This is a genomic window from Skermanella pratensis, assembly GCF_008843145.1.
Classification (GTDB): Bacteria; Pseudomonadota; Alphaproteobacteria; order Azospirillales; family Azospirillaceae; genus Skermanella; species Skermanella pratensis.
Genome location: NZ_CP030265.1, coordinates 1,575,011 through 1,592,761 on the forward strand (window position 1 = coordinate 1,575,011; position 17,751 = coordinate 1,592,761).

The 17,751-nt window shown below is 68.5% G+C and carries 18 protein-coding genes; 10 read left to right on the plus strand and 8 right to left on the minus strand.

The genetic code is table 11. From position 1 onward, the window contains the following. The first annotated feature begins 51 nt into the window (after nucleotides 1–51). The 4 genes from purM (at nucleotide 52) to DPR14_RS07200 (ending at nucleotide 3,017) form a co-directional block, all read left to right on the plus strand. Nucleotides 52–1,134: a phosphoribosylformylglycinamidine cyclo-ligase gene (gene purM, locus DPR14_RS07185; RefSeq protein WP_158044538.1), complete on the plus strand. Its 1,083-nt coding sequence runs from the start codon at nucleotides 52–54 to the stop codon at nucleotides 1,132–1,134. After that, a complete protein-coding gene (purN, locus tag DPR14_RS07190) occupies nucleotides 1,122–1,775 on the plus strand; it encodes a phosphoribosylglycinamide formyltransferase (RefSeq protein WP_158044539.1) in 654 nt (217 codons plus the stop codon). The genes purM and purN overlap by 13 nt, the downstream gene beginning before the upstream one ends. Nucleotides 1,776–1,868: 93 nt before the next feature. Further along, nucleotides 1,869–2,009, plus strand: coding sequence for an aa3-type cytochrome c oxidase subunit IV (locus DPR14_RS07195; protein ID WP_211103941.1), 141 nt, complete (start codon nucleotides 1,869–1,871; stop codon nucleotides 2,007–2,009). Nucleotides 2,010–2,063: 54 nt separating this feature from the next. Next, nucleotides 2,064–3,017: a lipid II:glycine glycyltransferase FemX gene (locus DPR14_RS07200; protein WP_158044541.1), complete on the plus strand. Its 954-nt coding sequence runs from the start codon at nucleotides 2,064–2,066 to the stop codon at nucleotides 3,015–3,017. 39 nt (nucleotides 3,018–3,056) lie between these two features. Here the strand turns inward: DPR14_RS07200 and ndk are convergent, their stop codons facing one another. Next, nucleotides 3,057–3,479: a nucleoside-diphosphate kinase gene (gene ndk / locus DPR14_RS07205; RefSeq protein ID WP_158044542.1), complete on the minus strand. Its 423-nt coding sequence runs from the start codon at nucleotides 3,477–3,479 to the stop codon at nucleotides 3,057–3,059. 187 nt (nucleotides 3,480–3,666) lie between these two features. On the opposite strand from ndk, the gene DPR14_RS07210 reads away from it, so the two are divergent. Continuing rightward, the gene (locus tag DPR14_RS07210; protein WP_158044543.1) at nucleotides 3,667–5,559 is read left to right on the plus strand and encodes an ABC-F family ATP-binding cassette domain-containing protein; all 1,893 of its coding nucleotides are present in this window, start codon (nucleotides 3,667–3,669) and stop codon (nucleotides 5,557–5,559) included. A gap of 9 nt (nucleotides 5,560–5,568) precedes the next feature. Here DPR14_RS07210 and DPR14_RS07215 read toward each other — a convergent pair whose 3' ends face one another. Next, nucleotides 5,569–6,348: an SDR family NAD(P)-dependent oxidoreductase gene (locus DPR14_RS07215; RefSeq protein ID WP_158044544.1), complete on the minus strand. Its 780-nt coding sequence runs from the start codon at nucleotides 6,346–6,348 to the stop codon at nucleotides 5,569–5,571. Nucleotides 6,349–6,480: 132 nt separating this feature from the next. Between DPR14_RS07215 and DPR14_RS07220 the strand changes: the two genes are divergently transcribed. Beyond that, nucleotides 6,481–7,347 (plus strand): YicC/YloC family endoribonuclease, encoded by an 867-nt coding sequence (locus tag DPR14_RS07220; RefSeq protein ID WP_158044545.1) that lies wholly within the window; start codon nucleotides 6,481–6,483, stop codon nucleotides 7,345–7,347. 14 nt (nucleotides 7,348–7,361) lie between these two features. Continuing rightward, complete coding sequence (gene gmk, locus DPR14_RS07225) at nucleotides 7,362–8,015, plus strand: guanylate kinase (RefSeq protein ID WP_246149315.1); 654 nt, start codon at nucleotides 7,362–7,364, stop codon at nucleotides 8,013–8,015. 76 nt (nucleotides 8,016–8,091) lie between these two features. Here gmk and rsmA read toward each other — a convergent pair whose 3' ends face one another. Genes rsmA through DPR14_RS07240 form a run of 3 tightly spaced genes read right to left on the minus strand, consistent with a single transcriptional unit; the run spans nucleotide 8,092 to nucleotide 10,699 of the window. Further along, entirely contained in the window at nucleotides 8,092–8,934 is an 843-nt protein-coding gene (gene rsmA / locus DPR14_RS07230) for a 16S rRNA (adenine(1518)-N(6)/adenine(1519)-N(6))-dimethyltransferase RsmA (RefSeq protein WP_158044547.1), read from the minus strand. Next, entirely contained in the window at nucleotides 8,931–9,968 is a 1,038-nt protein-coding gene (gene pdxA, locus DPR14_RS07235; RefSeq protein ID WP_158044548.1) for a 4-hydroxythreonine-4-phosphate dehydrogenase PdxA, read from the minus strand. Before pdxA ends, rsmA begins: the two co-directional genes overlap by 4 nt. Next, the gene (locus DPR14_RS07240; RefSeq protein WP_192499332.1) at nucleotides 9,968–10,699 is read right to left on the minus strand and encodes a foldase protein PrsA; all 732 of its coding nucleotides are present in this window, start codon (nucleotides 10,697–10,699) and stop codon (nucleotides 9,968–9,970) included. Before DPR14_RS07240 ends, pdxA begins: the two co-directional genes overlap by 1 nt. A 75-nt stretch (nucleotides 10,700–10,774) precedes the next feature. Here DPR14_RS07240 and DPR14_RS27240 point away from each other — a divergent pair, with 75 nt between their 5' ends. After that, the gene (locus tag DPR14_RS27240; RefSeq protein ID WP_192499333.1) at nucleotides 10,775–11,116 is read left to right on the plus strand and encodes a hypothetical protein; all 342 of its coding nucleotides are present in this window, start codon (nucleotides 10,775–10,777) and stop codon (nucleotides 11,114–11,116) included. A gap of 98 nt (nucleotides 11,117–11,214) precedes the next feature. Here the strand turns inward: DPR14_RS27240 and lptG are convergent, their stop codons facing one another. Together lptG and lptF are read right to left on the minus strand one after the other, a co-directional pair. Beyond that, complete coding sequence (lptG, locus tag DPR14_RS07250) at nucleotides 11,215–12,309, minus strand: LPS export ABC transporter permease LptG (protein WP_158044550.1); 1,095 nt, start codon at nucleotides 12,307–12,309, stop codon at nucleotides 11,215–11,217. A 5-nt stretch (nucleotides 12,310–12,314) separates the two neighbouring features. Continuing rightward, a complete protein-coding gene (gene lptF, locus DPR14_RS07255) occupies nucleotides 12,315–13,436 on the minus strand; it encodes an LPS export ABC transporter permease LptF (protein ID WP_158044551.1) in 1,122 nt (373 codons plus the stop codon). A 244-nt stretch (nucleotides 13,437–13,680) separates the two neighbouring features. Between lptF and DPR14_RS07260 the strand changes: the two genes are divergently transcribed. Then, nucleotides 13,681–15,183, plus strand: coding sequence for a leucyl aminopeptidase (locus DPR14_RS07260; protein WP_158044552.1), 1,503 nt, complete (start codon nucleotides 13,681–13,683; stop codon nucleotides 15,181–15,183). Between the two features lie 125 nt (nucleotides 15,184–15,308). After that, nucleotides 15,309–15,758 carry a DNA polymerase III subunit chi gene (locus DPR14_RS07265; RefSeq protein ID WP_158044553.1) on the plus strand — a complete coding sequence of 150 codons (450 nt, stop codon included), beginning with the start codon at nucleotides 15,309–15,311 and terminating at the stop codon, nucleotides 15,756–15,758. A gap of 12 nt (nucleotides 15,759–15,770) precedes the next feature. Here the strand turns inward: DPR14_RS07265 and DPR14_RS07270 are convergent, their stop codons facing one another. Continuing rightward, complete coding sequence (locus DPR14_RS07270; RefSeq protein ID WP_192499334.1) at nucleotides 15,771–17,735, minus strand: M1 family metallopeptidase; 1,965 nt, start codon at nucleotides 17,733–17,735, stop codon at nucleotides 15,771–15,773. Nucleotides 17,736–17,751 lie beyond the last annotated feature (16 nt).

Here is a 17,751-nt window from a genome sequence, read left to right on the forward strand (position 1 = left end):
TTGTTGACCTGGGACCGGCCCGGTTTATAACCCAGCGCACGCGAGGACGCCATCAGCACCACACCGAATAACACCGGCGACGCCTATAAGGATGCCGGTGTTGACATCGACGCCGGCGCTGCTCTCGTCGATGCGATCAAGCCGCTGGCGAAGGCGACTGCCCGGGTCGGAGCGGATGCGGGACTGGGCGGTTTCGGTGCCCTGTTCGATCTGAAGGCGGCCGGCTACAAGGACCCGATCCTGGTCGCCAGCACCGACGGCGTGGGCACCAAGCTGAAGATCGCCATCGCCGCCGGCAAGCACGACACGATCGGCATCGACCTCGTCGCCATGAGCGTCAACGACCTCGTGGTCCAGGGCGCCGAGCCGCTGTTCTTCCTCGATTACTTCGCGACCGGAAAGCTCGACGTCGCGGCCGGCCGGGACATCGTCGCCGGAATCGCCGAGGGCTGCCGGCAGGCCGGATGCGCCCTGATCGGCGGCGAGACGGCCGAGATGCCGGGCATGTACGCGGGCAAGGACTACGACCTCGCCGGTTTCGCCGTGGGGGCGGCCGAGCGCGGGCAGATCCTGACCGGCGCCGACGTGGCCGCCGGCGACGTGGTGCTCGGGCTGGCGTCGAGCGGCGTCCATTCCAACGGCTACTCGCTGGTGCGCCGGATCGTCGAGAAGGCCGGGCTGTCCTACCAGGACGAGGCGCCCTTCGCGCCGGGAACCACGGTCGCCGAAGCCCTGCTGACCCCGACCCGGATCTACGTCAAGCCGGTGCTGGCCGCCGTGCGGGCAGGCACCGTCAAGGCGCTGGCCCACATCACCGGCGGCGGCCTGACCGACAATATCCCGCGCGTGCTGCCCGAGGGACTGGGCGTTTCGCTCGACGCTTCGGCGTGGCCGCTGCTCCCGGTGTTCCGCTGGATGGCGGACTCGGCCGTCATCGGCGACGACGACCTGGCGCGCACCTTCAACTGCGGCATCGGCATGGTTGTCATCGCCGCGGCGGACAAGGCGGACGAGGCGCAGCGCATCCTGGCGGAGGCCGGCGAGACGGTCTATCGGATCGGCGAAGTGCAGCCCGCGATCGGCGATGTCGAGCGCGTGGTGATCGACGGAGTGGACACGGCGTGGCACGGCTGAAGGTCGGTGTCCTGATCTCGGGTCGGGGAAGCAACCTCCAGGCCCTGATCGACGCCTGCGCCGATCCCGGCTTCCCGGCGGAGATCGTGCTGGTGCTGTCCAACAAGGCCGACGCCTACGGGCTGGAGCGCGCCAGGGCGGCCGGCATTCCGGCATCCGTGGTCAGCCACCGGGACTTCGCCGACAAGCCGAGCTTCGAGGCGGCCATGGACGAGGCGCTGAGGTCGGCCGGGGTCGATCTCGTCTGTCTCGCCGGCTTCATGCGGCTTCTGACGGCCGACTTCGTCGAGCGGTGGCGCGACCGGCTGATCAACATCCATCCCTCGCTGCTGCCGTCCTTCAAGGGGCTCGACACCCACGCCCGCGCGATCGGGGCCGGCGTGAAGTTCACCGGCTGCACCGTGCATTTCGTCCGCCCCGCCATGGACGAGGGACCGATCATCGTGCAAGCCGTGGTGCCGGTCCTGCCCGACGACGATGCCCATGCCCTGGGTGACCGCGTGCTGGTCGCCGAACACCGGTGCTATCCCCTGGCCCTCCGCCTGATCGCGGAGGGCAGGGCCCGCGTCGAGGGGGAACGGGTCGTACTGTCCGACAGCCCGCCCCGGCTGGACGGGCCGGTCCTGAACCCTCCCGCATGATCCCCGCCACGGATAGCGCTTGTAAATGCAGCGGCCGTCACTTAAATCGGGACCGCCGAAAACCGAAAAACAACGAAGAGGTTGGAGATGGCCGTGGCCGACGATAACGACGATCTTCGGAACGAAGAGTTCCGCGCCCATTTGGAATCCTATGAGCGTTTCACCATGCTGACGAAGTACGGCACCATCGCCGTCGTCGCCATCCTGGTTCTCATGGCGATCTTCCTGCTCTGACGCCTTGACCGGGCGGCGCCCGTCTCCTTCAGCGCGGCGGTCGCGCCCGGTTCCATGACTTCCCCGTTCAATCCCTTCCGCATCGACTGGAACGATTGCACCTTCTCCCAGTGGGATGCCCTGCTGGCCCGGTGCAAGCGTCCGACCCTGCTTCAGTCCTGGCAATATGCCCTGGCGCTGGCGAAGACCGAGGGATGGAAGGCCGATTTCGGCATCATCCGCTTCGAGAACAAGCCGGTCGGCCTCGTCCAGGTGCAGACCAAGCGCTGGCTGCCGTTCCTGACGACGTGCCGGATCTATCGCGGCCCGCTGTGGATCCATGACGAGATCCCGGGAGAGATGCTGAAGCTGGTCCTGCGCATGATCCGGGACCGCTACCATCTCTTGCGCGGCCGTCCCCTGGTCTTCCACCCCGAATTGATCGACAGCGAGGCCGCGCGCAAGCGCTTGGCGGATACCGGCTTCCACCGTCGGGAAGAGGGGTACGAGTCGGTCTGGCTCGACCTCGCTGCCGAACCCGATGCCCTGAGGGCCGGGCTGGACCGCAAATGGCGGAACAAGCTTCATCAGGCGGAGCGCAACGGGCTCTCCGTGGAAGTCGACACGGCGGCCGTTCACTTCGACTGGCTGATGGAACATTACCTGCAGGATAAGATGGCGCGGAACTACCGCGGGCCATCCCCGGCATTCCTGCGGGTCCTGCACAGTCTTTCGGCTGAAACGACGCCGCCGGTCCTGCTGCGGGCGGTTCACCAGGGCAGGCCGGTGGCCGGCGTGCTGCTGGTGCGGCATGGTGCCGCTGCCACCTATCAAGTGGGCTGGAACGGGGAGGAGGGGCGGGATCTGCGCGCCCATCACCTGCTGCTGTGGCGATCGGCTCTGTGGCTGAAGGCCCAGGGCCATACCGGCTTCGACCTCGGCGGCATCAACGAGACGACGCCGGGGATCGCGCGGTTCAAGATCGGCATGGGCGGCCAGCCGTTCCGCCTGGTCGGCGGGTACGTCTGACCGTCCGGGGCTGCCGTCAGTTCCCGATCAGGACCCGTATCAGGGAACGATTTCGCTCTTGCTGAAGAAGAACTTGATCTCGCTGGCGGCGTTCTCTGGGCTGTCCGAGCCATGGACCGAGTTAGCCTCGATCGACTCGGCGAAATCCTTGCGGATGGTGCCGGCGGCGGCGTTCGCCGGGTTGGTCGCGCCCATGATGTCGCGGTTGCGCTGGACGGCGTTCTCGCCTTCCAGGACCTGAACCACCACAGGACCGGAAATCATGAAGTCGACCAGCTCGCCGAAGAACGAGCGCTCGGCATGGACCTCGTAGAACTTTTCCGCCTGTTCCTTGGTCAGGCGGATGCGCTTCTGCGCGACGATCCGCAGCCCGGCTTCCTCGAAGCGGGCATTGATCTTGCCCGTAAGGTTCCGGCGGGTCGCGTCCGGCTTGATGATGGACAAGGTCCGTTCGACGGCCATGTTGGAAGGCTCCTGTGTGCTCTCGCAAAATTCGCGGCGTTATATACGCGCATCGGCCGGGTTAGCAACGGGGCTTTTTCAACGGACCCATCAGGGGACCCATCGGGGGACCCATCCGGCATCGTCGCGATTTCCGTATCCAGTCCCTTCAAAACGGCCCGTCCGCCATGCTATCACCAGCCCCGGCATGCTTCACATCAACGAACTGATTTTCCGCTTCGGCGGGCGTGTGATCTTCGACCACGCCACCGTCGCCATCCCCAAGGGCCATCGCGTCGCGCTGGTCGGCCGCAACGGCACGGGCAAGACGACCCTGCTGCGCCTGATCGCCGGCCAGATGGCTCCGGACGGCGGGGCCATCACCATGCCTGCGGAGACCCGCCTCGGCATCGTCGCCCAGGAGGCGCCGAGCAGCGACGTCAGCCTGATCGACACGGTTCTGGCTGCCGACGTGGAGCGCACGGCCCTGCTGGCGGAGGCGGAGACCGCCCGGGACCCCCATCGCATCGCCGAGATCCACACCAGGCTGGCCGACATCCACGCCCATTCGGCCCCGGCCCGGGCGGCCCAGATCCTGTCGGGCCTTGGCTTCGACGCGGAGGCGCAGACGCGGCCGTGCAGGGACTTTTCCGGCGGCTGGCGTATGCGCGTGGCGCTCGCCGGGGTGCTGTTCGCCCAGCCGGAACTGCTGCTGCTGGACGAGCCGACCAACCACCTGGACCTCGAGGCGACGATCTGGCTGGAGAACTACCTGCGGAACTATCCGCACACGATCCTGCTGGTCAGCCACGACCGTGAACTGCTGAACAAGGTTCCGACCACCACGGTCCATCTGGACCAGGGCAAGCTGGTTTCCTACGCCGGCGGCTACGACCAGTTCGAACGGACCCGGCGCGCGAACCTGGAGCGGCTGGCCGCCAACCAGACCAAGCAGATCGCCCAGCGCAAGCATATCCAGTCCTACATCGACCGGTTCCGCTACAAGGCGTCCAAGGCCCGGCAGGCCCAGAGCCGGATCAAGATGCTGGAGCGGATGGAACCGATCATCAGCATCGTCGAGGACCATACCGTCAGTTTCGACTTCCCGTCGCCCGAGCCCTTGGCGCCGCCGCTGATCCAACTCGAAGACGTCGATGTCGGCTACGACGGCAAGCCGATCCTGCGCGGGCTGGACCTCCGCATCGACCTGGACGACCGGATCGCGCTGCTGGGCGCCAACGGCAACGGCAAATCGACCCTGGTCAAGCTGCTGGCCAATCGGCTCGCCCCGATGAAGGGGGACATGCGGAGGTCCGGCAAGCTGAAGATCGGATATTTCGCCCAGCACCAGGCCGAAGAGCTGGATCTCGGCCTGAGCGCCGTCGCCCAGGCGCGGCTGTGGATGAAGGACGTGGTGGACGAGAAGGTCCGCGCCCATCTCGGCCGCTTCGGCTTTCCCCAGCAGAAGGCCGACACCCAGATCGCCAAGCTGTCCGGCGGAGAGAAGGCCCGCCTTCTGTTCGCCCTGATGACCCGCGAGGCGCCGCACGTCCTGATGCTCGACGAGCCGACCAACCACCTGGACATCGATAGCCGCGAGGCTTTGATCCAGGCGATCAACGGGTTCGAGGGCGCCGTGATCCTGATCAGCCACGACCCCCACCTGATCGAGCTGACCGCCGACCGGCTGTGGCTGGTCGACGGCGGCGCCTGCAGGCCCTATGACGGCGACCTGGAGGACTACCGCAAGCTCCTGCTGGAAAAGAGCCGGGCCGAGCGGTCCGACGGCAATGACCGGGACGCCGGACCCAGCAAGAAGGACCAGCGCCGCGCCGCCGCCGAACTGCGGGCGGCCCTGGCCCCGCTCAAGCGCAAGGCGGACGATGCCGAGAAGCTGATCGCCAAGCTGACCCGCGAGCGGCAGGCGCTGGAAACCAAGCTGGCCGATCCCGCCCTCTACAGCGGCCCTGCGGACAAGGTGACCAAGCTCCAGATCGACCTGGGCGAAGTGCAGAAGAAGCTCGAAGCCGCCGAGGACACCTGGATGGAAGCGCTGGAGGCGCTGGAAGCTGCCGAATCGGAGGCGGCCGGCGCCGCCTGAGCCGGCCCGTCAGTCCTTGGCCGGCGTCTTGGCCAGCAGGACGTCGGCGAGCGCGGCCGGGAGGGCTCCGATCAGCCAACTCATGAAGTACGTCGGAAAGGGAAAGCCGATGCGGGCGCGGTCGCGCTCCAGCCCACGCCGGATGATCCGAGCCGCCCGGTCGGCATCCATCAGCAAAGGCATGGGGAAGCGGTTGCGGGCGGTGATCCTGCTGCGCACGAAGCCCGGGCAGATCACCGAAACCTCGATCCCCTTCGGGCGCAGGTCCAGCCGCAGCGACTCGCCGTAGCTCCTCACCGCCGCCTTGCTGGCGCAATAGGCCGGTGCTCCGGGATAGCCGCGGAAGCCTGCGAGCGAGCTGACCAGGCCCAGCTGGCCACGTCCGCGCTCCGCCATCGGTCCGATCAGCGGATGGATCGTGTTCAGCACGCCGTCCAGGTTGACCGAAAAAATGCGCCGGGCCTGCTCCTCGCTCTCGCCCCGGCCGCGCTTTCCGTCACCGCCGCCGGTCCCGCCGCTGATCCCGGCATTGGCGATGCACAGGTCGATCGGCGACTCGGCGTCGACCCCGGACAGCCATTGCCGCATGCCCTCGCGGTCCGTCACGTCGATCACCGCCGCCCGCACCGTGGCCCCGCGCGCCGTGCAGCGCGCCGCCACCTCGTCCAGCCGGCCGCGATCCCGGCCGGTCAGCACCAATGTGACGGCGGGACCGGCATAGGCTTCGGCCAGGGCCTCGCCGATGCCGCTGGAGGCGCCGGTGATCAGGATGGTGCGGGGATCGCGCATGGCGGGTCTCCGGGCGTCGGGATTGGAGCGAAGGCCACAGCCGCTTGTTGTCAAGGGATGCGGGAGGTATAACGGCGGCCACCCAACGGTACTAGCGAGGCAGCGTTGAGCGCTCAACAACAAGTCGCCAGCATGACTGGTTTCGCGCGGGCCGAAGGGCGCGACCAGGGGTATGCCTGGACCTTCGAGATCAAGAGCGTCAACAGCAGGAACCTCGATCTCCGCTGCCGGCTGGCGCCGGGCTTCGACGCGCTGGAGCCGGTCGCCCGGACCGCCGTCCCCCAGCGGGTGCGCCGCGGCAGCGTCAACGTGTCCCTGTCGGTCACCCGGACCGCGGCGCCGAACCAGATCCGGATCAACCGCGACCTGCTGGACCAGCTCATCGCCCTTGCCGCCGAACTCGGCGGGACGACGGAGAAACCGCGGCTCGACGCGCTGCTCGCGGTGCGGGGCGTGGTCGAGACGGTCGAGGACGCCGACTTCGGCGACGACCGCGAGCGACTCGAAGCGGCGATGGCGGCGACCCTCCAGCAGGCGCTCGATCATCTCGGCGCGGTTCGGCTGGCGGAAGGGGCGCGGCTGGTCGAGGTCCTTAACCAGCACCTGAACGAGATCGCCCGGCTGACCGACCAAGCCTCGGCCTGCGCCGCTCTCCAGCCGGAGGCGCTCCGGCAGAAGCTGCGCGGGCAGGTCGCGGCCCTGCTGGACGCGGTGCCCAGCCTGACGGAGGAGCGGCTTGCCCAGGAAGCGGCCCTCCTGATTGCCCGCGCAGACGTGCGCGAGGAACTGGACCGCCTGCGCGCCCATGTCGCCGCCGCGCGCGACATGCTGGCCAAGGGCGGCGGGATCGGCCGGCAGCTCGACTTCCTGTGTCAGGAGTTCAACCGGGAAGCCAATACCCTGTGCTCCAAGTCGTCCGACGTGGAGCTGACCCGCACCGGCCTCGCCTTGAAGGCCGCCATCGAACAGTTGCGTGAGCAGGCGCAGAACATCGAATGACCGTACCCATGGACATGCAGCCGGCCGGACCGGGCCCGGCCAAGATCGGGCGCCGCGGGCTGATGCTGGTGCTGTCGTCGCCCTCGGGCGCCGGCAAGACCACGATCGCGCGGCGCATGCTTCAGCGCAACAGCAGCCTCACCATGTCGGTGTCGGTCACGACCCGCCCCATGCGGCCGGGGGAGGTCGACGGCATCGACTACCATTTCATCGACCGGGAAAGGTTCGAGCAGATGGTCGCCGAGCGCCAGCTGCTGGAGCATGCGCGGGTCTTCGGAAACTACTATGGTACGCCGAAGGGGCCGGTCGAGCAGGCGCTCGCCAAGGGGCGTGAGATCCTGTTCGACATCGACTGGCAGGGCACCCAGCAGCTTGCCGAGAACGCCCGCGACGATCTGGTCAGCGTCTTCGTCCTGCCGCCGTCCGCGAAGGAGTTGGAACGCCGGCTGTACGCCAGGGCGCAGGACAGCCCCGAGGTGATCGCCGGCCGCATGGCAAAAGCGTCGGACGAGATGAGCCACTATTTCGATTACGACTACGTGATCGTCAATTACGACATCGAATCCAGCGTCCATCAGGTGCAGACCATCCTGGAAGGCGAACGCCTCAAGCGGCGCCGCCAGGTCGGCTTGGCCGACTTCGTCCGGCAGTTGCAGGAAGGTCTCTGACCCCGCACCTTCGGCATCGTCCTCCGAAGTGCAGGAAGTCTTAGGCCGGACTACCTGTCAAAGTCTACCGACACCGTTATCGAACCGCCGGTCGCCGCTTGCGGTAGGCCCGCGCCAGGGCGGCGAAGCCGGCGACGGGGATCTCCTCGGCACGCTGGGTCGGCACCAGCCCGGCTTCCTCGATCAGCGCCTCGGCGTCGCCCAGGGGCTTCAGGCTGGCCCGCAGCATCTTGCGCCGCTGGCCGAAGGCGGCGGCGGTGACCGTTTCCATCGCTTCGAAGTCGGCGGGTTCGGGCTCCTGCCGCGGGACGAGCTGCACGACGGTCGACTCGATCTTCGGCGGCGGCGTGAAGGCGCGGGCCGGCAGGTTGAACAACGGACGCACATCCGCCCGCCACTGGGCGATGACCGACAGCCTGCCATAGGTCTTGCCGCCGGGTTTCGCCGCCAGGCGGTCGGCGACCTCGCGCTGGAACATCAGCGTCAGGCTGCGGAACTGCTCGATCCGGCGCAGCCAGCCGATCAGCAGCGGTGTTGCGACATTGTAGGGCAGGTTGGCGACGATGGCGCGCGGGGCAGGGGCCAGCGCTTCGACATCGGCTTCCAGCGCATCTCCTTCGACCAGACGCAGCCTGCCCTCGGCCGCCTCCACCAGGTCGGCCAGCGCGGTGATGCAGCGGGCGTCGCGCTCGATCGCGACCACCCCGGCGGCGTCCAAGTTCAGCAGCGCCCGTGTCAGCCCCCCGGGGCCGGGTCCGACCTCGACCACCGTGACGCCGGCCAGGTCGCCGGCCGCCCGCGCGATCCGTCCGGTCAGATTCAGGTCGAGTAGGAAGTTCTGACCCAGCGCCTTGCGGGCTCCCAAGTCGAAGCGCGCGATGACGTCTCGGAGCGGGGGCAGGTCGTCGATCCGGCTCATTTCCCGCGGCGCTCTGGGACGTAACGCCGGGCGGCGCGATAACCCGCCATCTCCACGGCCGTCTTCATCGCCGCGATCAGGCTCGCCGGGTCGGCCTTGCCGGTGCCGGCGATATCCAGTGCCGTGCCGTGATCGGGCGAGGTCCGCACGAAGGGCAAGCCCAGCGTGATGTTCACCCCGGTGTCGAAGTCCACCGTCTTCAGGGGTATCAGCGCCTGGTCGTGATACATGCAGAGAACGGCGTCGTACCGCTTGCGCGCGGCGGCGTGGAACAGCGTGTCGGCCGGGAGCGGGCCGATCACCTGGTATCCTTCGCGCTTCAGGATGGTCGCCGCCGGCGTGATGATCTCGATCTCCTCGGTCCCAAGCGTGCCGCCTTCGCCGGCATGGGGATTGAGCGCCGCCAGGGCGAGGCGGGGCTCCTCGACCCCGAAGTCCGCTGCCAGGGCGGCTGCCGTCACGCGCGCGCATTGCACGATTCCCTGGGTGGTCAGCGCATCGATCGCGTCGCGCAGCGGCAGGTGGATCGTCACCGGGACGACCCGCAGGCCGCCGCCCGCCAGCATCATCACCGGTTCCGCCACCATCCCGGCCAACGCGGCCAGGTACTCGGTATGGCCGGGATAGCCGAAGCCGGCCTGGTACAGCGCGCTCTTCTGGATCGGGTTGGTCACCATGGCGGCACAGGCGCCAGCCCGCACCAGCATCACCGCGCGCTCGATACTTGAAAGAACGGCGGCGCCGTTCTCCGGGTCGGGCCTGCCCGGTTCCACCGGATGGTCCAGGGAAACCGGCAGGACCGGCAGCGCGTGGTCGAACACGGCGACCGCCTCGGCCGGATCCCCGACCCGCGCGACCGGGACATCCAGGCCGATCAGGCGGCCGAGCGCCTCGATCCGGGCGGGATCGTCGAGCAGTACGAACGTCGGCACGGACCGTTCCCGCCTCGCCGCCCAGGCCATCAGCGCCAGCTCGCCGCCGATGCCCGACGGCTCGCCCATGGTCAGAGCCAGCGCCGCGCCGCTGCCGCCCATCAGACGCGCAGATCCACGAAGGCGGACATGCGCAGGTCGCGCAGCAGCCGGCGCTGCAGCATGTCGAGGCGATCCTGGCCCAAGGCTCCCAGGATCTGGTCGCGCGGCGGCAGTACCGTGCCCGTGGTGCGCTGTTCGCGCAGCAGCAGGATATGGTAGCCGGTCAGGCTGCGGATCGGGCGGGAGGCCTGGCCGGGGCGCAGATCGCGTAGCGCCCCGTCGAGCTCCTCCGGTAGCTGGCCCTGCTGCACCCAGCCCAGGTCGCCGCCGTTGGTGGCGCCCGCCGACTGTGAGAACTGGCGCGCCACGGCGGGGAAGCTGGCGCCCTGGCCGATCTGCTCGACCAGCCGGTCGGCCAGCCGCCGGACCTCCTCCTCCCGCTCGGGAGAATCGACGGCCAGGTAGATTTCGGCCGCCAGGTACTCGGGCTTGCCGGCATTGGCCTCGATCCGCTGGAGCACCGCGTCGATCTCCTCCTCGCCGATCTCGATGCTCGGCCGCAGCCGCCGCTGGACCAGCTTGCCCCAGCCGATGGTGGCCCGGATCTGGCTTTCCAGGGCGCTTCGCGGCACGCCCTGGCTGGCCAGCATCTTCTCCAGCTGGTCGCGCTTCATCTGGTTCTGCTCGGCCACCCGGCCGAAGGCTTCGTCGATCTCCTTGTCGGTCACGGAGATGTTGGCCCGCGAAGCCTCCTGCATCTGCAGCCGCTCGTCGACCAGGCTGCGCAGCACCTGGGGGTCAGCCGCTGGCGGACTTCCGCGGTGCCGGGGAGGCCGGAGGATACCAGCGCAAGCTGCAGGCGAGCCGTGAGATCGGACATCGAGATGATGTCGTCGTTCACCACGGCGGCGATCCCTTCCACCGAACGGGGCGGTGGCGGGGCGACCAGGGCCGGTTCCGCCGGCCGCGCCTGCGGGGCGGGGGCGGGTGCCGCGGGACGCGGTGCTGCCTGCGGAGCGGGCCGCGGTGCCGTCTGCTGCGGCGCCGGACGCGGCTGCTGTTGCTGCTGGCCGCCCTGGGGCACGGTCTGCGGCGTGGCGAACTGGGCCGCAGCCGGAAAGGCGCCCATGATGCCGCCCGAAGCGATCAAGGCCGCGGTGAGGACGGCGGCGCTCCAGCTCTGTCGTATGCTGCGGCTGATTGGATAAAGCATGAATCTATGCACTTTCGGCCCTTCCAATGCTTTGGGCTGTCGCGGGTTCGAAACGGGGTCGGCGGGATTCGCTGGAAAGGTCGTCGGCATCCGTCATCCGTCCTCGAGGTGGAGCAGCACGGCGATGCCGAGCAGCAGGCTCGCTCCGGCAGGGGCCCAGGCCGCAAGGGGAACGGGGATCGTCCCGGAGATTCCGAAGGCGCGGACCACGTCGCTGAACAGGAAAAGCACGAAACCGGTGACGACTCCGCCCGCCACCATCATCATCGTTCCGCCCCGCCGCGTCTGGCGCAGCGAAAAGGCGGCGGCGAACAGCACCATGGCGCAGAACAGGAGCGGCGTCGACAGCAGCGACTGGAAATGCAGCCGGTGCCGGGTCGCGGAGAAGCCGGTCTCCTGCAGGGTCCTGATGAAGCCGGGCAACTCCCAGAAGGACATGCTGTCGGGCGAGGCGAAGCTCTCCTGGATGCGTTCCAGAGTCAGGTCGGTGTCCAGCCGGTAGGAGTCGAAGGGTTCCGCAGGTCCGGCCCCGGAGTTCAGCCATCCCTGGCGGATCATCCAGTGTCCCGGCTCCAGCGTCGCCGACGTGGCGTCGATCCGGCTCGCGAACTCGCCGTTGGCGTCGTACATGAAGACGTTGACCGGCCGCAGGGTGGTGGTCCCGGCCTCGGCGGTGTCGGCGTGGATCAGATATTGCCCGTCTTCCTGGATCTGGCGGAGCCACAGGCCGGAGCCCGACACCACGAGCGAGCTTGTCCGGCCGCGCAGATACCGGTCCTCCATCTTCTCGTACCTGGCGACCAGCACCGATCCGGCCGGGTTGATCACCGTCACCTGGAAGACGGCGATCAACGGCGCCACGATCAGGACGGGCGCCAGGAACTGCCAGGCCGAGACACCGACGGCGCGCGCGACCACCAGTTCCTGGCTGCGGGTCAGCCGCCAGAAGGTCAACATCCCGGCGAACAGGATCACGAAGGGAAACACCTGCTGGCCGATTTCCGGCAGCTTGAACAGCGCCATCCGCACGACGACCGAGAAGGTCGCGTCGGGCTTTCCGGCGGCGCGACGAAGCAACTCCACCGTATCCAGCAACAGGATGATCGCCAGCAGGATGCCGAGCAGCATGCAGAAATAGAGCAGGAACTGCCGCCCGATATAGCGCGAGAGCGTGGCCGAAGTCCTCATCCCGATCACCCCGCGGTCTGTTGGAAGCGGGATGCGCGGCCGCCGCGCAGGCGCGGCCTGATCATCAGGAAAGCGCCGACCGCCAGCGGGATCGCGACGACCACGTAGAGCAGCGGGATGAACGCGCTGTTGTTGACCGCCAGGTTGGTGATGCCGAGCGCTGCGCTCTGCAGCACCAGCACACCGGCCACCGCCGCGATGATGCGCCGGCTCTGGCCGCGCCGGTTGAACTCGCCGACCAGCAGGATCGCGACGCCCATCATGGTGAATCCCAGCGCGAAGATCGGGCTGGTGTAACGCTGGTGCAGTTCAACGGTCAGCCGGCTCTTGAAGGGGAGCAGTTCCGGGCTGTCGCCCGCATGCATCAGTTCGGCGGTCGATCGCTCCCGCGCGTCGGGGACGCGTTCGGCGAATTGTTTCTCGAAGATGCGCAGGTCGACGGCATAGCGGTCGAAATACAGTTGCGACATGCGGCCGGTCGCGAGGTCGACCTCCTGGCGGTTGCCGTCGAACACGACGACGCGGGTTCCCGCCTCGCCTTCCACCGTCATGCCGCGGTCGGCATTGATCGTGACCGGCTTGCCCGGCACGCGGGTATCGTGGATCAGCAGGCCCTGCAGTTCGCCGTCGGGCATCCGGCGCCGGACATAGACGGTCACGCCGTCGCCGGCCTCGTTGAAGACGCCTTCGCGCAGGAACACCGTCGAGAACTCGCTCTTCGCCAGGCTTTCCAGCCGGCTCAGCTCACGGTGCGCCGCCGGGGCGAGATAGAGCGTCAGCCCGTAGCCGATCATCGTGACCAGCAGCGCCAGGATCAACGCGGGCTTGGCGAGACCCCACGGGCCCAGCCCGGCGGACCGCATCACCACCAGTTCCGAATCCATCGTCAGGCGGTTGTAGGTGAACAGCACGGCGGCCAGCAGGCTGATCGGCAACACGATCGACAGGAACGTGGGAAGGGTAACCAGCATGAGCTGAAGGAACAGGTAGACCGGGGCGCCGCCGTCCACCACGATCTCGAGAAGGCGCAACGATTGTGTGAGCCAGATGACCAGCGTCAAACCGGCGGTGACGAAGACGGTCGCCACTGCCAGGTGGCGGAAGAGATAAAGCGTCAACCGTTTCATGGACTCGCACTTATACCCAGCCGTCCGGCACCCGGAGTATCGGCCCTACCAGCGGCCCGACGGACGAAAGTGGCACACGAGCCCTGGTCGGCATAGCTTGACAGCGTATCGGCCGTGTTCTTTATCGGACACACGCCGTCGAAACAACCATCCGATGCCGGGCCGGCCAAATTGCCGCCGGGACAAAAGGCCCCACCAGGCCCCATACGCTCACACATGAGGGCGATAACCCATGAGGGTAGACATGAAATTCGCGTTCTCCGATCTCACCCCGTCGCTGCCCACGTCCGGCTCGCTCGTCCTGCCCGTCCTGGCCGAACGCACGCTGACGCCCGCTGGCACCGACCTGGACGGGAAGACCGGCGGCATGCTGACCCGCGCCATGGCGGCCAACAAGTTCTCCGGCAAGACCGACGAGGTCCTGACCATGGTGGCGCCCGGCGGCGTCGACCTCGACCACATCGTCCTGATCGGCCTTGGCAAGCCCGAACAGGTGACCGACCTCACCTTGCAGGACGCCGGTGGCGCCATTGTGGCGGCCCTGGGGAAAAACGCGGCCGAGGTGTCGGTCGTGGTCGAGCAGGCGCCGGGCGTAGCGCTGGAGCCGTCGGCCATGGCGGCGGAGATCGGCTTCGGGGCGCTGCTGCGCTCGTACCGGTTCGACAAGTACCGCACGAAGGAGAAGCCGGAGGCCAAGCCGGCGCTGCGGGCGGTCAACCTCCTGGTCCAGGGCGCCGATGCCGCGGAGAAGCTCTTCGCGGACCGCCAGGCGGTCGCTTCCGGCGTCTTCCTGACCCGCGACGTGATCTCCGAGCCGGCCAACATCCTCTATCCGCGCACGCTCGCCGACCGCTGCCTGGAACTGTCCGAACTGGGCGTCGAGGTCGAGGTGCTCGACCAGGACCAGATGGCGAAGCTCGGCATGGGCGCCTTGCTCGGCGTCGCGCAGGGCAGCGTGCGGGAGCCGTACCTGGTCGTCATGAAGTATGACGGCGCGCCCGACGCCGCGGACAAGCGGCCGGTCGCCTTCGTCGGCAAGGGCGTCACCTTCGACACCGGCGGCATCTCCATCAAGCCCGCCGCCGGGATGGAGGACATGAAGTGGGACATGGGCGGGGCCGGCGTGGTCCTGGGCCTGATGAAGGCGCTGGCCGGCCGCAAGGCCAAGGTCAACGCGGTCGGCGTCGTGGGACTGGTCGAGAACATGCCGTCGGGCAGCGCCCAGCGGCCCGGCGACATCGTGACCAGCCTGTCCGGCCAGACCATCGAGGTGCTGAACACCGACGCCGAGGGCCGGCTGGTCCTGGCCGACGCGCTGTGGTTCACCCAGGACACCTTCAAGCCGCGGGCCATGGTCGACCTGGCGACCCTGACCGGGGCGGTCATCGTGGCGCTGGGGACCGAGCACGCGGGGCTGTTCTCCAACGACGACGCCCTGTCGGAGCAGCTGGCCGCTGCGGGCCGCAAGGTCGGCGAGAAGCTGTGGCGCATGCCGATGAACGAGGCCTACGACAAGGCGATCAACTCCGACGCCGCCGACGTCAAGAACATCGCGGGCAGCCGCGACGCGGGCAGCATCATCGGCGCGCAATTCCTGCAGCGCTTCGTCAACAACGTGCCCTGGGCCCACCTCGACATCGCCGGGGTGACCTGGTCGAAGAAGGACGCCGGCACGATCCCCAAGGGCGCCACGTCCTTCGGCGTGCGCCTGCTCGACCGCTACGTCGCGGACGTGTACGAGGGCTGATCGGCGGGACGTTCCGGACCCGCGGGTGAGCAATGAAAGCATCGCAGGCCGGCGTTGTCCCCCAGGGCAACGCCGGCCTGCGATGCATCGATCCCGAAAGCCACCTGTATAAGTTGAACCCGCCCATGACCGAAATCCGCTTCTATCATCTTCAGCGCAAGACGCTGGAGGATGCGCTGCCGCAGATCCTGGAGAAGGCGCTGGAGCGCGGATGGCGGACCGTCGTCATGGCCGGATCGGAGGAGCGGGTCGAGGCCCTGGCCCAGCACCTGTGGACCTACAAGGATTTCGGGTTCCTGCCCCACGGCAGCGCCCGCGACGGCGATGCGGAGCACCAGCCGGTATGGCTGACCACGGAGGACGAGAACCCCAACGGCGCGACGGTGCTGATCCTGACCGACGGCGGAGTTTCGGACCGGCCCGACGCCTTCACCCTGATCTGCGAAATGTTCGACGGCAACGACTACGACGCGGTCCAGGCCGCCCGGCGCCGCTGGAAGCAATACAAGGACGATGGCCACGCGCTGACATACTGGCAGCAGACCGATCGCGGAGGCTGGGAAAAGAAGGCCTGATACCCCGGCGGCTCAATCCACCGTGACGGCCCGCTTCAGCGGGTTCTCGCCCGGCGGCCAGATGCCGCGCTCGACCGCTTCACGACCCCGGAAGACCAGATAGCTCTGGCGGCCGTAGTGGGGCAGGGGGCGGAGCAGAGCCTCCAGCGCCGCGCGGTCGTCCGCCGCCACGACCAGGGCCGGTGAACCGCTCTCCATGCGTTCTGTCCAGACCCGCGCCGTTCCCTTGCCCGCCAGCCTGTCGGGGACCGGTTCCAGTCCGAGGCGGGCCAAGGCTTCGTATACCTGCGCCGTGATGCCGATCACGGCGACCGGCGCCCCGGCAAGGGGCCCGCCGACCGCCGCTCCCGCATCCATCAGGCGGGAAGCCAGGGCGCGCCCGAGGTCCTGGTGAGGACCGGCCAGCACCAGGCGGGTGGCGGGATCGAGGGTGACGTCGCGCAGGATCGGCGCCGCCTCCCCCGGAGCCAGGCGGCGGAACAGCCGGTACTCGGGATCGACGGCGACGCTCAGCGGCGTCGCGTCCAGGTCGATCGTCCCGACCGCTTCGCCCGCGGCCAGCGGAATCGTCCGCCGGATCTTTCCTTCCGCCGTCTCGACGACCACCGGCACCTCCAGCCGGTAAGCCGGCTCGCCTTGGCCGATCCGGACGGCGAGCCGGTATCGTTCGCCGGTCCGTGTCCCCGCCGCCTCCATCAGGCGGAGCGCCGGCGCGCCGGTCCGCGACACCCACTGGTCGAAGAATTCCGCCAGATCGCGGCCGGACGCCGCCTCGAACGCGGCGCGCAGATCGCTCCAGCCCGCCCGCCGGAAGCGGTGCCGCTCCCAGATCAGGCGGATGCCCCGGTCGAACGCCTCGTCCCCCAGCATGTCCCGCAGCATCAGGAACACGTAGGCCGACTTGTTGTAGCCCACGATCTTCGCGGCACCATGGACCCGCGCGGTGAAACCGGCGAGCGCACCGTCCCGATCTTCGGGCAGGGCCGTGTAGTCGCGCAGCCAGCCGAACCGCATCTCCCGCGCGGCATCGGGGTCGCTCGCGGCGGTGAGGCCGTAATCGGCCATGTAGGTCGTCAGCCCCTCGGACCAGTTGCCGGAGGCATAGTCGACCAGCACGCCGTTGCCCCACCAATTGTGCAGGATCTCGTGGGGCAGCGACTGGCCGCGCATGAAGGGCAGCGGCAGCACCTGCCGCCCGATATAGGTCAGGCCGGCGAATCCCAGCCCTACCGGCAGGGGAGCGGAGAGGATCGAGAATCCGGAAAAAGGATAGGTCCCGATCCGTTCGGAGAAATGCGCGATATAGGTTTCCGATGCCTGGAGATAGTCGTCGGACAGGTGTTCCAGGTCGGGCTCGAACAGGGTCCTCAGCCGCAGCCTGCCGGCCATTCGCTCCCGCATCTGCCAGCGGCCGGCGAACAGGGACGGCTCCTCCACCGCGGGATCGACGATGAAGACGGATTCCTCAGCCGTTTCCTCCGCGAGGTCGCCAGTCACGGCGGCGCGGTATCCTTCGGGGACCCGCACCGCCAGCCGGTAGGCCGTGCGCTCCGCGTCGAACCGGGGAAGCCATCCCGTCCCTCCCGGCAGGAAGCTCCCCGTCTCGCCCGATCCGGGCTCCTCGCCGCCGAACGGGCTGCCGCTGTCGTCGAGCGGCGCCAGGATGCCGGAATACCGGATCGTCACCCGCATGTCGCCCGTACCGGCGGCCGGAACGCGCCAGCGCGCCGGGCCGCCGGCGGCGTCGGCCGGGCGGCCGTCGATCTCGACGCGGACGGGCGAGAACCTTGGCGACAGGTGGAACTCCAAAGGGCCGCCGCCGGTCACCGTCACCCGGTCTGTCACTTCCAGCCGCCGCTCCGCCGGGTCGAGGACTATGGCGGCGTCGTGGGTCACCCGGGAGGCGGGAGCGGCGAGGCACGGCGGGGCGAGGGTCAGCCAGAGGAAGGCGCCGATGGCGGCCAGGCCGCTCTTCATGCCGGATCGTCCCAAT

What these genes read in the sequence shown, in the direction of transcription:
- DPR14_RS07220 (WP_158044545.1), top strand. Translation starts at nt 6,481, where the DNA reads ATGACTGGTTTCGCGCGGGCCGAAGGGCGCGACCAGGGGTATGCCTGG.
- DPR14_RS07265 (WP_158044553.1), top strand. Translation starts at nt 15,309, where the DNA reads ATGACCGAAATCCGCTTCTATCATCTTCAGCGCAAGACGCTGGAGGAT.
- ndk (WP_158044542.1), bottom strand. Translation starts at nt 3,479, where the DNA reads ATGGCCGTCGAACGGACCTTGTCCATCATCAAGCCGGACGCGACCCGC.
- DPR14_RS07215 (WP_158044544.1), bottom strand. Translation starts at nt 6,348, where the DNA reads ATGCGCGATCCCCGCACCATCCTGATCACCGGCGCCTCCAGCGGCATC.
- rsmA (WP_158044547.1), bottom strand. Translation starts at nt 8,934, where the DNA reads ATGAGCCGGATCGACGACCTGCCCCCGCTCCGAGACGTCATCGCGCGC.
- DPR14_RS07200 (WP_158044541.1), top strand. Translation starts at nt 2,064, where the DNA reads ATGACTTCCCCGTTCAATCCCTTCCGCATCGACTGGAACGATTGCACC.
- DPR14_RS07260 (WP_158044552.1), top strand. Translation starts at nt 13,681, where the DNA reads ATGAAATTCGCGTTCTCCGATCTCACCCCGTCGCTGCCCACGTCCGGC.
- pdxA (WP_158044548.1), bottom strand. Translation starts at nt 9,968, where the DNA reads ATGGGCGGCAGCGGCGCGGCGCTGGCTCTGACCATGGGCGAGCCGTCG.
- DPR14_RS07210 (WP_158044543.1), top strand. Translation starts at nt 3,667, where the DNA reads ATGCTTCACATCAACGAACTGATTTTCCGCTTCGGCGGGCGTGTGATC.
- lptF (WP_158044551.1), bottom strand. Translation starts at nt 13,436, where the DNA reads ATGAAACGGTTGACGCTTTATCTCTTCCGCCACCTGGCAGTGGCGACC.
- lptG (WP_158044550.1), bottom strand. Translation starts at nt 12,309, where the DNA reads ATGAGGACTTCGGCCACGCTCTCGCGCTATATCGGGCGGCAGTTCCTG.
- gmk (WP_246149315.1), top strand. Translation starts at nt 7,362, where the DNA reads ATGCAGCCGGCCGGACCGGGCCCGGCCAAGATCGGGCGCCGCGGGCTG.
- DPR14_RS07270 (WP_192499334.1), bottom strand. Translation starts at nt 17,735, where the DNA reads ATGAAGAGCGGCCTGGCCGCCATCGGCGCCTTCCTCTGGCTGACCCTC.